The 12933-nt window shown below is 75.7% G+C and carries 10 protein-coding genes and 1 pseudogene; 8 read left to right on the forward strand and 3 right to left on the reverse strand.

The window, feature by feature from the left end; all coding sequences use genetic code 11:
• Positions 1-23: 23 nt before the first annotated feature.
• From ACIF6F_RS05240 to ACIF6F_RS05250, 3 genes are all read right to left on the reverse strand, one after another.
• Complete coding sequence (locus tag ACIF6F_RS05240) at positions 24-635, reverse strand: flavoprotein (RefSeq protein ID WP_399941439.1); 612 nt, start codon at positions 633-635, stop codon at positions 24-26.
• On the reverse strand, positions 632-1996 hold the full coding sequence (locus ACIF6F_RS05245; RefSeq protein WP_399941442.1) for a radical SAM protein: 1365 nt from the start codon (positions 1994-1996) through the stop codon (positions 632-634). The genes ACIF6F_RS05240 and ACIF6F_RS05245 overlap by 4 nt, the downstream gene beginning before the upstream one ends.
• 103 nt (positions 1997-2099) lie before the next feature.
• A complete protein-coding gene (locus ACIF6F_RS05250; protein ID WP_399941445.1) occupies positions 2100-2297 on the reverse strand; it encodes an aroma-sacti cluster domain-containing protein in 198 nt (65 codons plus the stop codon).
• Positions 2298-2602: 305 nt separating this feature from the next.
• On the opposite strand from ACIF6F_RS05250, the pseudogene ACIF6F_RS05255 reads away from it, so the two are divergent.
• The 8 genes and pseudogenes from ACIF6F_RS05255 to ACIF6F_RS05290 form a co-directional block, all read left to right on the forward strand.
• Positions 2603-2788: pseudogene (locus tag ACIF6F_RS05255) on the forward strand (response regulator transcription factor); the annotation flags it as partial.
• A 6-nt stretch (positions 2789-2794) separates the two neighbouring features.
• Complete coding sequence (locus tag ACIF6F_RS05260) at positions 2795-3172, forward strand: aroma-sacti cluster domain-containing protein (protein ID WP_399942171.1); 378 nt, start codon at positions 2795-2797, stop codon at positions 3170-3172.
• Positions 3169-6726, forward strand: a complete 3558-nt coding sequence (locus ACIF6F_RS05265) for an AAA family ATPase (RefSeq protein WP_399941448.1) — start codon at positions 3169-3171, stop codon at positions 6724-6726. The genes ACIF6F_RS05260 and ACIF6F_RS05265 overlap by 4 nt, the downstream gene beginning before the upstream one ends.
• The gene (locus tag ACIF6F_RS05270; protein WP_399941451.1) at positions 6723-7601 is read left to right on the forward strand and encodes a S8 family serine peptidase; all 879 of its coding nucleotides are present in this window, start codon (positions 6723-6725) and stop codon (positions 7599-7601) included. Before ACIF6F_RS05265 ends, ACIF6F_RS05270 begins: the two co-directional genes overlap by 4 nt.
• Complete coding sequence (locus tag ACIF6F_RS05275; RefSeq protein ID WP_399941454.1) at positions 7585-8139, forward strand: GAF domain-containing protein; 555 nt, start codon at positions 7585-7587, stop codon at positions 8137-8139. Before ACIF6F_RS05270 ends, ACIF6F_RS05275 begins: the two co-directional genes overlap by 17 nt.
• Positions 8132-9226 carry a hypothetical protein gene (locus ACIF6F_RS05280; RefSeq protein WP_399941456.1) on the forward strand — a complete coding sequence of 365 codons (1095 nt, stop codon included), beginning with the start codon at positions 8132-8134 and terminating at the stop codon, positions 9224-9226. The genes ACIF6F_RS05275 and ACIF6F_RS05280 overlap by 8 nt, the downstream gene beginning before the upstream one ends.
• Before the next feature lie 127 nt (positions 9227-9353).
• Entirely contained in the window at positions 9354-9794 is a 441-nt protein-coding gene (locus tag ACIF6F_RS05285; RefSeq protein WP_399941459.1) for an Lrp/AsnC family transcriptional regulator, read from the forward strand.
• Between the two features lie 91 nt (positions 9795-9885).
• Positions 9886-12909 carry an aminotransferase gene (locus ACIF6F_RS05290; RefSeq protein ID WP_399941462.1) on the forward strand — a complete coding sequence of 1008 codons (3024 nt, stop codon included), beginning with the start codon at positions 9886-9888 and terminating at the stop codon, positions 12907-12909.
• Positions 12910-12933 lie beyond the last annotated feature (24 nt).

The raw sequence follows: 12933 nt of genomic DNA on the forward strand, positions 1-12933 counted from the left end.
CCGGGTGCGGTCGCTCCGGACCGTCACACCCGGGGCGGGGCGACCGGCAGGCGCAGGAACTCGCCGACGACCGCGGCCACCGTGGCGGGCGGCGGCAGCCCGAGGTTCTTCCGCACGTCCCGGGTCGAGATCTGCCAGGCCTCCGCCGGCACCGGGTCCACCACGGCGTGGCCGTCCGCCCGCAGCAGGTCCACGTTGCGGCGCACCGGAGGCCGCTCCCACATCCGGCTGTTCATGCTCGGGAAGAACAGCACCGGGTCCGCGTGGGCCAGCAGCGCCGAGCTGAGCAGTCCGGAGGCGAGTCCGTGCGCCGCCTGGCCGAGCATGTTGGCCGTGGCCGGCAGCACGACGAACCGCTCTGCCCAGTCCGCCAGGGACACATGACCGACCGTCAGCTCGTCCTGGCCGTCGCAGTACACCTCCCCGGCCACCAGCCGCAGGGTGGCGGGCGGCACGATCGCGGCCGCGGAACGCGTCATGACCGTCCGGATCTCCACGGCGGTGCCGAGGCCGGTGCGCAGCGCCATCAGGTACTGCGGCAGCGCCAGTACGTTCCCCGAGCCGCAGACCCCGAGGAGGAGCCGACGGGACGGAGCGTCCCCGCCGGCGTCCCCGCCGGCGTCCCCGGGCGTCACCGGACCCCGGCGGGCTCACCGGCCGCGGGGCTCAGCCCGCACTGGGCCGCGACCAGGTCCAGCCGCTCCTGGAAGTTGAACTTGTAGCCGGGGCACGGCGGATGGCCCTCCTGCCAGGCCTTGGGGCAGGACCCGCCGCAGGTCGGCATGAAGACGCAGTCCCGGCACCAGGTCGCACCCCTGCCGATCTCGTCGTTCCAGTCGTCGAAGGGTCCCCGCGGCCGTACGGGCTCGGGGCCCGCGCGGTCGATGTGCGTCAGGGCGAGGGTCCGCTCGGCGTCCGGCACGAGCGGGTACTCGCTGCACGAGAAGATGTTGCCCGTACTGCTGATGATCTCCGCCGAGACGGTCGTCGCGGGGCACACCACCTTCTTCGCGGTGTTCGGCAGCAGCCGCGCGGCCAGTCCGTGCCGCAGCAGCAGCCGGAACCACTCCACCTCGCGGGCGGCGAAGGCCTGCCTGGACACCTCGATCGCCGACACGTCGTTGCCCCACGAGTGCACGGGAACGATGGAGAAGGAGACATTCGGATGTGCGAAACCGAGTTCCGCCATCAGCTCGACATAGCGCGGAACGGAGTCCTGATTGTGCGCGTCCACATTCGTGCGGAACGTGAAATGAGCAGACTGTAATTCAGGTGTGTCGATGACGGAACGGACGGTGCGCACGATTTTCCAGAAAGAACCGCGGCCGCTCTTCAGTGGCCGGTGCGCGTCGTGAATTTCCGGCGGTCCGTCGACCGTGATCTCGAAATGGTCGACGCCGCACGACCGGATCAGCGTGTCCGCCTTCGCCGGCGTGAGCAGCGAGCCGTTCGTGACGAGCACGGACGAGTACGCCGCGCCCCGCTCGGCCGCGGCCGCCACGAACCGGGGTGCCAGGTCGCGGATCACCGCGTACCCCATCATCGGCTCGGCCCCGAACCAGTCGATGCGTACGCTCCGCGTCTGCGGCGCGTTCACGGCGCGCAGCACCCGGTCGCGGACCCGGCTGCGGTGGGTGTGCGTCAGGCCGCCGCGCGTGTGCTCCTGTCCGCAGTAGGCGCAGCCCATGTTGCAGTAGGAGGTCGGCAGCAGGGCGAGGTGGACCGCCGAGCGGTCCGCGGAGGCCCGCCGGTTGCGGTCCAGTACGGCGGACAGCTCGTCCTCTCCGTCCGGTACGAGCACCTCGGCGGCGCGCAGCGCGGACGCCCAGGCGGGCGTGAGCGCGGCCGGGTCGCCGGCCTCCAGGGCGCGGGCCGTGGCGAGGTCGACGGCCATGGCGCCGGCGGTGCGGGTGCTGTACGCCAGGCGCACGCGGACGCCCGAGGCGTCGGCGTACGTACGGTCGCTCAGCACCAGGTATCTGCTGACCCGTTCCATCCCAACCTTCCCGCTGTGTGTCCGGGCAGACGGCGGCCGGCGCGCTGCCGCGTCCGGTCCGGCGGCCGGGGCCGCCGGACCGGACGCGCACGCCGGGCTCGGATCAGCAGACGACGTTCGTGTTGGAGTCGGCCCGCTGGCCCTCGACGGCGGCCGACACGGCGCTCAGCCGCGCCTGGATCGAGCCCAGGACGGCGACCTCGTCGGGGCTCAGGGCGGCGAAGACCTCGCGCTCGGACTCGGACAGCAGGTCGACCGGGGTGCCGGCGCGGCGCAGGGCTTCCAGGGGCTCGTGGGACATGTGTCGCTCCTTCGACGAGGGGATCACCGGTTGGTGCACCCCAGAAGGCTGCTCCGGCGCCCGCCGGGTTCCTATCCCTCAATCGACTATGGATCCGGGGCCGGGCCGGGCGTCCCGGGGCGCGATCGGCCGGTCCTGATCGCTCCGTGCGGGAGGAGGGCGGAAATCGGCCACGCGAAAGACCTCAAAAGGGGCAGAGTGGCGCCGCCGGTGACCGAAAACTTTCATCGAGATTTCTTGGATATCCCCTTCTTGTCCGGAACATGGCCCACGGCTACTCTGGCTGCGTGGGTGACGAATTCCGCATGCAGGTCCACGCTTCGAACACCGCATTAGCGGCAAGGGATTTGACCGGACGCGAGATACGGATCGCCTCTCTCGTGGCGGCCGGATCGTCCAACCGGCACATCGCCAAAGATCTCTGCATCAGCCCGCACACCGTGGCTGCGCATTTGTGCAACATGCTCCGGAGGACGGGCGCGTCGAACCGCACGGAAATGATTGCGCGACTGTACGCCCAGGGCGTTCTCGTCCAGGGGACCTGGCCGCCGCTGCCGGCGGAGGAACGGGAGCCGCAGCAGGCCCCCGGGTCCCTCGGCGCCGTCCCCGGGGCGGCAGCCGCGGACCGCTCGATCGGACCGGTCGGCGTCACGTTCGACTGGCCGCACTACGGGAACGAGGTGCCGGTAGCCATGACCTTCGATGCCTTGAACGCGCTGCGCGAGGCCGGACATCCGGTGGACCTGCTGGCCGTAGAACAGCGGTCGGTGCTCTCCGAACTCAGCGAGGCGGAGGTCCAGGTCCTCAACAAGGTCAAGGGACGCCTGGAGGCGGTGGCCGCGGACGTGGAGGGTCAGGACCTCAAGCTCCTGTGAACGGTGGGACGCGGTGCGGCAGTTGCCGCACCCCGGCGCCGGCAGGGGCCCGGTTCTGCCCGGAGTGCGGTACGCCGCTCGGCGGGGCGGCGCCGGCGGCCGACAGTCGCAGAATCGTCACTGCGGTCTTCATCGACCTGGTCGGCTCCACCGTGCTCGCCGAGACGCTCGACCCCGAGGCCCTGCGGCGCACCATGGACCGCTACTACACGGCGTGCACCACGGCCGTCACCGAACGCGGGGGCGTGGTCGAGAAGTTCATCGGCGACGCCGTGATGGCCGTCTTCGGGGCGTTCGTCAGCCACGAGGACGACGCCCTGCACGCGGTCCAGGCGGCGTACGCGGTACGCGAGGCCGTGGCCGGTCTGGCCGGCGGCGCGGCGCGGCTCGACATCCACTGCGGGATCGCCTCCGGCGAGGCCGTGGTGGCCGGGGCGCTCGGCGGCGCCGCCCGCGTGGTGGGCGACGTCGTGCACACCGCCGCCCGGCTCCAGTCGCACGCGGAGGCGCACGAGATCCTCATCGGCGACGAGACCGCCCGGCTGGTGGGCAGCGGGGTCCGCCTGGAGTCCGTCGCGCCGCTCAGCCTGAAGGGCAAGCGGGACCCCGTACCCGCCTGGCGGGTGCTGGGGCTGCTGGACCGCGCGAGCCGGCAGGACCTGGTGCCGCTGGTCGGCCGCGACGCCGAACTCGGGGTGCTGCGGGCGGACTTCCGTGCGGTGCGGCGCGAGCGGCGCAGCCGCCTCGTCAACGTCATCGGCCCCGCGGGCATCGGCAAGTCCCGCCTGGTCCGGGAGTTCCTGGCGGCGGCCCCCGGCCCGGTCCGGGCCGGCCCCGGCCCCCGCGCCGACACGCCTCCCGGCCCCCGTTCCGCGGACCCCGCGGAGACCGTGGTGCTGCGCGGCACCTGCCAGCCGTACGGTACCGGGCTCGCGTACCGGCCGCTGGCCGAGGCCGTCCGGTCCCTGCCCGGCGGCTGGGAGCAGGCCACCGGCGCGCTGGCCGCCCTCCGGCCCAGCGCCGACCGCGCCGTCGCCGCCCTCGCCGTCGCCCTGGGCCTCCGCACCGAGAGCGGCCTCCCGGTGAGCGTCGACGAGATCGGCTGGGCCTTCCGGCGCCTGCTGGAGGCCCTGGGCCGGCGCGCCCCGACGGTCCTGGTGCTGGAGGACTGCCAGTGGGCCCGGCCCACCCTCCTCGGCACGATCGGCGAACTGGCCGACGGCGTACGGGACACCGAGCTGCTGGTCGTCTGCGCGACCCGCGCGGAGCCGGACCCGGCCGGGGCCGGGGCGGACCGGGACGGGGCGGCCTCCCGCGCGGAGCCGGCCCGGGCGGGCGGCGTCGCGGCCGCAGGTCCCGCGGGCTCCCGCACGGCCGCGGACCCGAGCGGATCCCGCACCGGCACGGGCCCGGCGGCCGGCCGGCCGGGCGCGGACCGGGAGGGATCCTCCACCGGCGCGGGCCCCGCGGGCTCCCGCTCGGCCGCGGACCCGAAGGGGTCCCGCACCGGCGCGGGCCAGGCGGGCTCCCGGGCGGGGGCCCTGGCAGGCGCGGGCCCCGCAGCCGGCCGCACGGGCGCAGACCCGACCGGCTCCGTCCCCGCCCCCTCGCCGCCCGGCACCCCCGACCGGACCCCCTCCCCGCAGCCGCCCGCCGCAGGCTCCCGGACCCTGCGGCTCGAACCCCTGCGCCGGGCCGACACCGAACGGCTGGTCGGCCTCCTCGCGGACCGCACCGAGGTCGCCGCCCAGGACGGGGCCTGCACGGACGAGGCGCTGGCCCGGGTCGTCCGCGAGTGCGACGGCAACCCGCTCTTCGCCGAACTCCTCCTGGAGAACCTCGCCGGCCACCGCCCCGTCGCCCGGGGAGTCCCCACCACGATCCGGGTGCTGCTGACCGCCTGGCTGGACCGGCTGCCGGCCACCGACCGCGCCGTACTGGAACGCGCGGCCGGCGTGGGCGGAGCGTTCACCGCCGAGGACGTACGAGCCCTCGCCGCCGACGCGCCGACGCTGACCGGCGAGGCCGTGGACGACGCCCTCGCCCGCCTCCTCACCACCCGCGTCGTCCACCCGTACGGGCCGCCCGGCGCCTACCGGTTCACCCGCATGCTGGCCCGCGACACCCTGTACGAGATGACCTCCAAGGCCCGGCGCGCCGCCTGGCACACCGTCCTCGCGGACCGGCTGGAGGCCCCGCCGCCCGGCGCCCCCGCCCCCGGCCCGGACGCGGAGGGCGACCTCGCCCACCACCTGGAGTCCGCCTGCCGGCTGCTCTCCGAGGCGGACCCGGGCGACCCCCGGCTGCCCGCCCTGACCGGCCGCGCGGCCCGCGCCCTGGTGGCCACCGGCTACCGGGCCCTGCACCGCCGCGACCTGCCCGCCGCCGTCTCGCTCATGGAGCGCGGCCGCGCGCTGACCCCGGACGGGGACCCCCAGCACCGGATCCTCGCCGTTCGCATCACCGACGCGTACGCCTCGCTGGGCCGGTGGGACAGCGCTCGCGAAGCCGTCGCCGAGGCAGAGCGCAGGAGCGTGGGGGACGTCCCGACCAGGGACACCTGTGCCGTGCTGCGGCAGCTGGTGGCCCTCCGCTCGGGCGGCCCGGCCGATGCTGCGCCCGGCCCGGCCGACGCGCACCCCCCGGGCCCGGCCCCCGCGCCGGACGACGACCTGACCTGGTGCCGGCTCCACCAGCTGTCCTCCTTGCGCAGCTTCGCCGAGGGCCGGATCGGCGCCGCGGAGTCCGCCATGCGCGAGGCGCTCGCGCGGGCCCGCGGGCTGGGCGACGCGTACGAGGAGAACCGCATCCTCGTGTCGATCTGCGAGCTGACCCAGTGGTCGCCCACCCCCCTCACCCGGGCCCTCGCCCTCTGCGAGGAGCTGGCCCGGCGCTTCGACGGCGACCGCGGCCTGCTCGTGCCCATCCTGCTGACCCGGGCCCGGCACCTCGCCCTGTCGGGCCGGGTGGACCGGGCCCGCACGGACGTGGCACTGGCCCGCCGGCACTCCGCCGACCTGGGCCTGACCCTCGGCGGCATCGCCGCCGACCAGACCGCGGGACTGGTCGAGTCGCTGGCCGGAGCGCACCCGGAGGCCGCGGGCCACTACGACGCCGCGGCGGCCGGGCTCGGCGCCCTGGGCCAGGCCACCACGGCGGGCACGCTGCGCCTGTACGCGACCCGGGAGCGGTTCCGCGCCGGCGAGGGGGCCGACGCCGCCGTCCTCGCGGAGCCGGACGGCGGCCGGCCGCAGGAGACCCGCGCCCAGGCCGTCCGCCTCGCGCTGCTGGCCCGGGTCCGGGCCGCGGCCGGGGACGCCGGCGGGACGGTCGATGCCGTGGACCGAGCGCTGGCCACCCTGGACCGCACCGACGACCCCTGCCTGACCGGCGACGTGTGGTTCGAGGCCGCCCGGGCCCTGGACGACGCCGGTCACCCCGTACGCGCCCGGGCGGCGGCCGGCCGGGCGCTGGCCGCGATGACCGAGAAGGAGGCCGTCCTGCCCGCCGGGACGGTGCGCGCCTGGCTGGCCGAGCGAGAGGAGCACCGATGACCGACCCGCCGTGGAGACGGACGGCGAAGGCCTACACCCCCGGGGTGCCGGCCTGGGGGGCGATGACCAGGGCGGGCGCGCTGGAGGAGTTCGCGGCCGTGCCGATGGACGCGGTCTCGCCGGACTGGGCCTGGGGCGGGGCCGACGGCTCCGGCGTCCGCGTCTGCGTCGTCGACAGCGGCATCGAGGGCGGCCATCCGCTGGTCGGCGCGGTCGACCGGGCGGTGACCGCCGTCGAGGACGCCGACGGTGCGGTGGACATGGCGGAATGCGACCCCACGGACCACGCCGGGCACGGCACGGCCTGCGCCGGGGTGATCCGCTCGCTGGCCCCCGGCGTCTCCCTCACCTCCGTCCAGGTGCTCACCGACGGAAAGACGGGCAGCGGCCCGGCGCTGATCGCCGGACTGTCCTGGGCCATCGACCAGAACTTCGACGTGATCAACCTGAGCCTGGCGACGACCCGGCCCGCCCTCACGGCGCAGCTGCACGAGCTGGTCGACCGCGCCTACTTCCGCCGCTGCACGCTCGTGGTCTCCGCCCACAACCGGCCCGTGCCCAGCTACCCCTGGTCGTTCTCCTCCGTGATCTCCGTCGCGAGCCACGACGAGGACGACCCGATGACCTACTACTACAACCCCTCGCCGCCCGTGGAGTTCCACGCCCGCGGGCTGCGCGTCCCCGTGGCCTGGCCCGGCGGCGGCACCATCAGGTCGACCGGCAACAGCTTCGCCGCTCCGCACATCTCGGGGCTGTGCGCGCTGATCCTCGGCAAGCACCCCTGGCTCACCCCGTTCCAGCTCAAGACGGTCCTGTTCCTCTGCGCCGGGAACATGGCCGGTCGACTTGGAGGTGCGCATGACACTGCCCGCTGACGCCGAGACGCCCACGGAGCGCCGCCTGCTCCAGTCCATCGTCGAGGTCGCGCGCCACGCCTTCGGCGCTGCCGCCTCCTCCATCTTCCTCGTCGACCCCGAGGCCGGGGACCTGGTCTTCGAGGCCGTGGCGGGGGAGGGCGACGACCACCTGATCGGCTCGCGCTTCCCCGCGGGCACCGGCATCGCCGGGTGGGTGGCCGCCTCCGGGCAGTCGATGCTCGTCGACGACCTCCGCGACTCCAAGCACTTCTCCGGCGAGGCGGCCGAGTCCACCGGCTACGTGCCCAACAGCATCATGGCCGCGCCCCTGTTCAGTGACGACGCCTGCATCGGGGTACTGGAGGTGCTCGACCGCGGGGCCGGCGGGGCGCGCGAGATGGCCGACGTGGAACTGCTCGACCTGCTCGCCGACCAGGCCGCCATCGGCCTGGAACTGCTGACCAGGCTGCGCGCCACCGGGCCCAGCCAGCGCTCCGACACGGCGCTGCGGCTGCTGGAGATGGCCGAGTCCCTGCTGGCGAGATCCCATGGCTGAGCGCTGCGTCCTGCTGCTCAGCAGACGCGGCGACCGCGAGGCCGGCGAGATGACCGCCCTGCTGCGCAGGATCGGCGTGCCGGTCCACCGCCTCGACGCGGACGGCCTGGCCGGCGTCGGGGCGGTGGTCGGACCCGACGGGGAGCTGACCCTCGGCGGCCGCCGCCTGGCCCCCACCGTCACCTGGCTGCGGCACTTCTCGCTGCGGTCGGCGCCGGCCGGCGGTCCGGCCTCCGCAGGCGGGATGCCGGGCGGTGGTCAGGACGAGGTGCCGGGCGGTGGTCCGGGCGGGGTGCCGGGCCCCGGTGCCGGCGGCGGCGGGGCCGGCGGGCGGATGGTCTACTGCGACGCGTGGACCGCCCTCGCCCGGCAGATCACCCTCGCCTCCCCGGCCGCCATCGGCGCCACCGACCCCGGCCAGCTGACCCAGCGGGCCCGGGCCCGCGCCCTCGGCCTGCGCACCCCGCGGAGCCTTGTCACCACCGACCCGGCGGCCGCCGCCGCCCTGCTCCCGGCCCCGCGCTACGTACTGAAGGTCCTCGACCGGCACGTCGTGGAGCCCGAGCCCGGCCGGCTCGCCTGGTACCTGCCGCGCGTGCTGGACCACGGCTCCCTCGCGGCCGGCCTGCCCGGGCTGCCGCCCGGCACGCCCCTCGTGCTCCAGGAGTACGTCCCGCACGACACCGAGCTGCGGGTGTACCTCGCCGGGCGGGAGCTGCACGCCTTCGAGGTCGCCAAAGACGACCCGCGGGACATCTGGGCCCGTCCCGACGCGGTCGGCGTGCGGCACGTCCCGGCCCCGCCCGCCGTGGCCGCCGCCGCCCGCGCCCTGGCCGACTCCTGGGGCCTGGTCTACGGCGCCTTCGACTTCCTCTCCGACCGCGGCGAGCCGGTGTTCCTGGAGGTGAACGCACACGGCGACTGGCACTGGTTCGAGCGCAAGGCCGGCGTGGACGCCGTCACCCGGGCCGCCGTGCGCGCTGTTCGGGACCTGCACCGGAGCGCGCTGGGCAGCGCCCGGCCCGGCCCCGTCGACCTGCTCTCCTTCCTCGGCGCCGGCGCCCCGGCCGGCCCGTCCCCGGCCTGACCCGCCGGGCCGGGTGTGCCGATTCGGTGTGACTCACGCTCGAATCGAGCGTCAAAGCCTCCTCTTGCCACCGAATCGATCGCATGTTTCGATGGTCCGGCAGCCCTGCACCAGAGGAGGTGGCACCGTGGACGACACCGACCGCGCGATCCTGCGGGAACTCCAGACCGACGGGCGGATCCCGTACGCCGAGCTGGGCCCCAAGGTGGGCCTCTCGCCCTCCGCCGCCCGGCAGCGGCTCCAGCGGCTGATCGACACCAAGGTCGTGCAGGTCGTCGGCGTCACCGACCCCATGGCCAGGGGACGCCAGGCCATGGCGCTGCTCGGGGTCCGCGTCGACGGCGACCCCCGCGCCGTCGCGGACGCGCTCGCACGGCACGACGAGATCGTCTACACCGTGCTGACCGCCGGGACCTACGACCTCTTCGCGGAGCTGGTGTGCCGCCGCCCGCAGGACGTACTGGACTTCGTCAACGACGTCGTACGCCCCGTCGAGGGCGTCGCGCAGGTGGACAGCTTCCCGTACTTCGGCATCCACACCCACCGCTTCCTCTGGGACGTCGACTGACGGCACCGCCCACGCCGGCCGCCCCCGCCCCCGGCCCCCGCCACTCCGCTCCGCGCCCGTGTCCCGCCCCGCGACAGTCCAGGAATCCGGCATGACGCACGCCTCGTCCACCTCCCCGGACGCCCCGTCCACCTCCACCGTCGATTTCTTCGCCCACGAGGCCCTGCCCGCACCCCGGGTGACGGCGGGCCAGGCGCAGCGCGCCGCCGCGGACCGCTTCGGCGTGACCGCCCGCGCCGAGCCCCTGGGCAGCCAGCAGGACGCCAACTTCCTGCTCCGCCACGCCGACGGCACCCCCCTCGCCGTCCTCAAGGCCGCCAACGCCGCCTTCGGCGCCGCCGAGCTCGACGCCCAGGACACCGCCGCCGACCTGATCGCCGCCACCCGCGCCGACCTGCGGGTGGCCACCGTCCTGCGCGACAGCCACGGAAACCGGCGGACCACCACCCTCGACACCCCCGACGGCCCGGTCACGGCCCGGCTGCTCCGCCACCTGCCGGGCGGCACCCTCTCCGGCCGCCGCCACCTCTCCCCGTCCACCGTCGCGGCCATGGGCCGCGTGGCCGGCCGGGTCGGCACCGCCCTGCGGGCCTTCCGGCACCCGGGCCTGGACCGCGTCCTCCAGTGGGACCCGCAGTACGCCGACCGGGTCGTCGCCCTGCTCGCGCCCCACGTCCCGGACCCGGAGCGGCGCCGGGCCGTCGAGGAGGCCACCCGGGAGGCCTGGGCCGACGTGCAGGAGGTGGCCGGCCGGCTGCCGCGCCAGGCCGTCCACCTCGACCTCACCGACGACAACCTCGTCCGCGCCCCCGGGCACCCCGTACCCCTCCCCGACGGCATCATCGACTTCGGCGACCTGACCACGAGCTGGGCCGTCGCCGAACTGGCCGTCACCCTCTCCTCGCTGCTCCACCACGACGGCATGGAGCCCCACCACGTGCTGCCCGCCGTCCGCGCCTTCCACGAGGTCCGCCCGCTGTCCGCCGAGGAGGCCGCCGCCCTGTGGCCCCTCGTCGTCCTGCGCGCCGCCGTCCTCGTCGTGAGCGGGCGGCAGCAGGCCGCCGTCGACCCCGGCAACGCCTACGCGCTGGCCGCCCTCGACCGCGAGTGGCGCATCTTCGAGCAGGCCACGGCCCTGCCGTCGGCGGTGATGACGGGACTGGTCAAGGCCGCCCTCGGTCTCGCGGACACGTCGGCTCCGGCCCCCTGCCCCGCCCCGGCCGGCCCCCTCGTCGCGTACCCGGACACGCCGGGCACCGTCCTGCTCGACCTCTCCCCGGAGGCCGACGCCATGGACCACGGCGCCTGGCTGGAGGAGGGCGCCGAGGACCGGCTGGCCGCCGCCCTGCTCGCCGCCGGCGCCCCCGCCGTCGCCACCCCGTACGGGCTGCCCCGGCTCAGCCGCACCCCGGTGCTCGCCGCGGTGTCGCCCGCCACCGTGCCGACCGGCACCGACCTCTGGCTCGCCGACCCCGCCGTACTCCGGGCCCCCTGCGACGCCGAGACGCTCCGCGCCGTGCCCGGCCGCCTCGAACTCGCCTGCGGCAGCCACGTCCTGAGGCTGGTGCTGCCCGGCACGGTCCGGCCCGCGCCCGCCCCGGGCTCGCAGGTGCGCGCCGGGGACCTCCTCGCGGCCCTCCCCGCCGGCGCGCGGATCCACCTGAGCCTGACCCGGACCGGCGCCCCCGAGGTCCCGGCCCTGGTCCGGCCCGAGTACGCGGCCGGCTGGCTCGCCCTCACCGCCGACCCGGCACCCCTCCTCGGCCCGGCCGCCCCCGACGGGGACGGCGGCCCGAACCCGCTCGCCGCGGGCCCGGACGGCGGCCGGGACCTGCTCGCCCGGCGCGGCGCCGCCTTCGCCGAGGTCCAGGAGCACTACTACGACGCGCCGCCGCGCATCGAACGCGGCTGGCGGCACCACCTGGTGTCCACCGACGGCCGCGCCTACCTGGACATGGTCAACAACGTCACCCCGCTCGGCCACGCCCACCCCGGCGTCGAACGGGCCGTCGCCCGCCAGCTCCGCCGGCTCAACACCAACTCCCGCTTCCACTACGCCTCCGTGGTGGAGTTCGCGGAACGGCTCGCCGCGCTGCTGCCGGACCCCCTCGACACCGTGTTCCTCGTCAACTCCGGCTCCGAGGCCGTGGACCTGGCCCTGCGGCTGGCCACCGGAGCCGCCGGCCGGCCCGACGTGGTCGCCCTGCGCGAGGCCTACCACGGCTGGACCTACGCCTCCGACGCCGTGTCCACCTCCCTCCAGGACAACCCCAACGCCCTGGACAGCCGCCCCGACTGGGTGCACACCGTGGACTCGCCCAACCCCTACCGCGGACGCCACCGCGGCGCCGCCTCGGCCGCGTACGCCCCCGAGGCGGTCCGCGTCATCGACGGACTGGCCGCCGCCGGCCGGGCGCCCGCCGCCTTCCTCAGCGAGACCTACTACGGCAACGCGGGCGGCGTCGCCCTCCCCGACGGCTACCTCGCCCAGGTGTACGCCGCCGTGCGCCGGCACGGCGGACTGGCCGTCGCCGACGAGATCCAGGTCGGCTACGGGCGCCTGGGCCACTGGTTCTGGGGCTTCGAGCAGCAGGGCGTCGTGCCGGACGTGGTGTGCGTGGCCAAGGCCATGGGCAACGGCCACCCCCTCGGCGCCGTGATCACCTCGAAGGCCGTTGCCGCCCGCTACCGCGACCAGGGCTACTTCTTCTCCTCCACCGGCGGCAGTCCCGTGTCCAGCGTCGCCGGCCTCACCGTCCTGAACGCCCTGCGCGACGAGGACCTCCAGGGCAACGCGGTGCGCACCGGGTCCCGCCTGAAGGACGGGATGCGCGCCCTCGCGGCCCGTCACCCCGCCATCGGTGCCGTCCACGGCTCGGGCCTCTACCTCGGGCTGGAACTCGTCCGCGACCGCGACACGCTGGAGCCCGCCACCGAGGCGACCGCCGAGCTGTGCGACCGCATGCTCGAACTCGGGGTCGTCGTCCAGCCCACCGGCGACCACCTCAACATCCTCAAGATCAAGCCGCCCTTGTGCATCGACGCGCCCGCGGCCGACTTCTTCCTGGACACCCTCGACCGCGCCCTCGCCGAACTCGGGAACCGGGAGGACTGAGGCCGGGGGACCGCCTCCGGGCGG

The sequence above is a fragment of the Streptomyces sp. NPDC086023 genome, from assembly GCF_044540325.1.
Classification (GTDB): domain Bacteria; phylum Actinomycetota; class Actinomycetes; order Streptomycetales; family Streptomycetaceae; genus Streptomyces.

Excerpts from the sequence above, each read along its gene's own strand:
- ACIF6F_RS05245 (WP_399941442.1), bottom strand. The coding sequence starts at position 1,996 with ATGGAACGGGTCAGCAGATACCTGGTGCTGAGCGACCGTACGTACGCC.
- ACIF6F_RS05250 (WP_399941445.1), bottom strand. The coding sequence starts at position 2,297 with ATGTCCCACGAGCCCCTGGAAGCCCTGCGCCGCGCCGGCACCCCGGTC.
- ACIF6F_RS05260 (WP_399942171.1), top strand. The coding sequence starts at position 2,795 with ATGATTGCGCGACTGTACGCCCAGGGCGTTCTCGTCCAGGGGACCTGG.
- ACIF6F_RS05270 (WP_399941451.1), top strand. The coding sequence starts at position 6,723 with ATGACCGACCCGCCGTGGAGACGGACGGCGAAGGCCTACACCCCCGGG.
- ACIF6F_RS05275 (WP_399941454.1), top strand. The coding sequence starts at position 7,585 with ATGACACTGCCCGCTGACGCCGAGACGCCCACGGAGCGCCGCCTGCTC.
- ACIF6F_RS05280 (WP_399941456.1), top strand. The coding sequence starts at position 8,132 with ATGGCTGAGCGCTGCGTCCTGCTGCTCAGCAGACGCGGCGACCGCGAG.
- ACIF6F_RS05290 (WP_399941462.1), top strand. The coding sequence starts at position 9,886 with ATGACGCACGCCTCGTCCACCTCCCCGGACGCCCCGTCCACCTCCACC.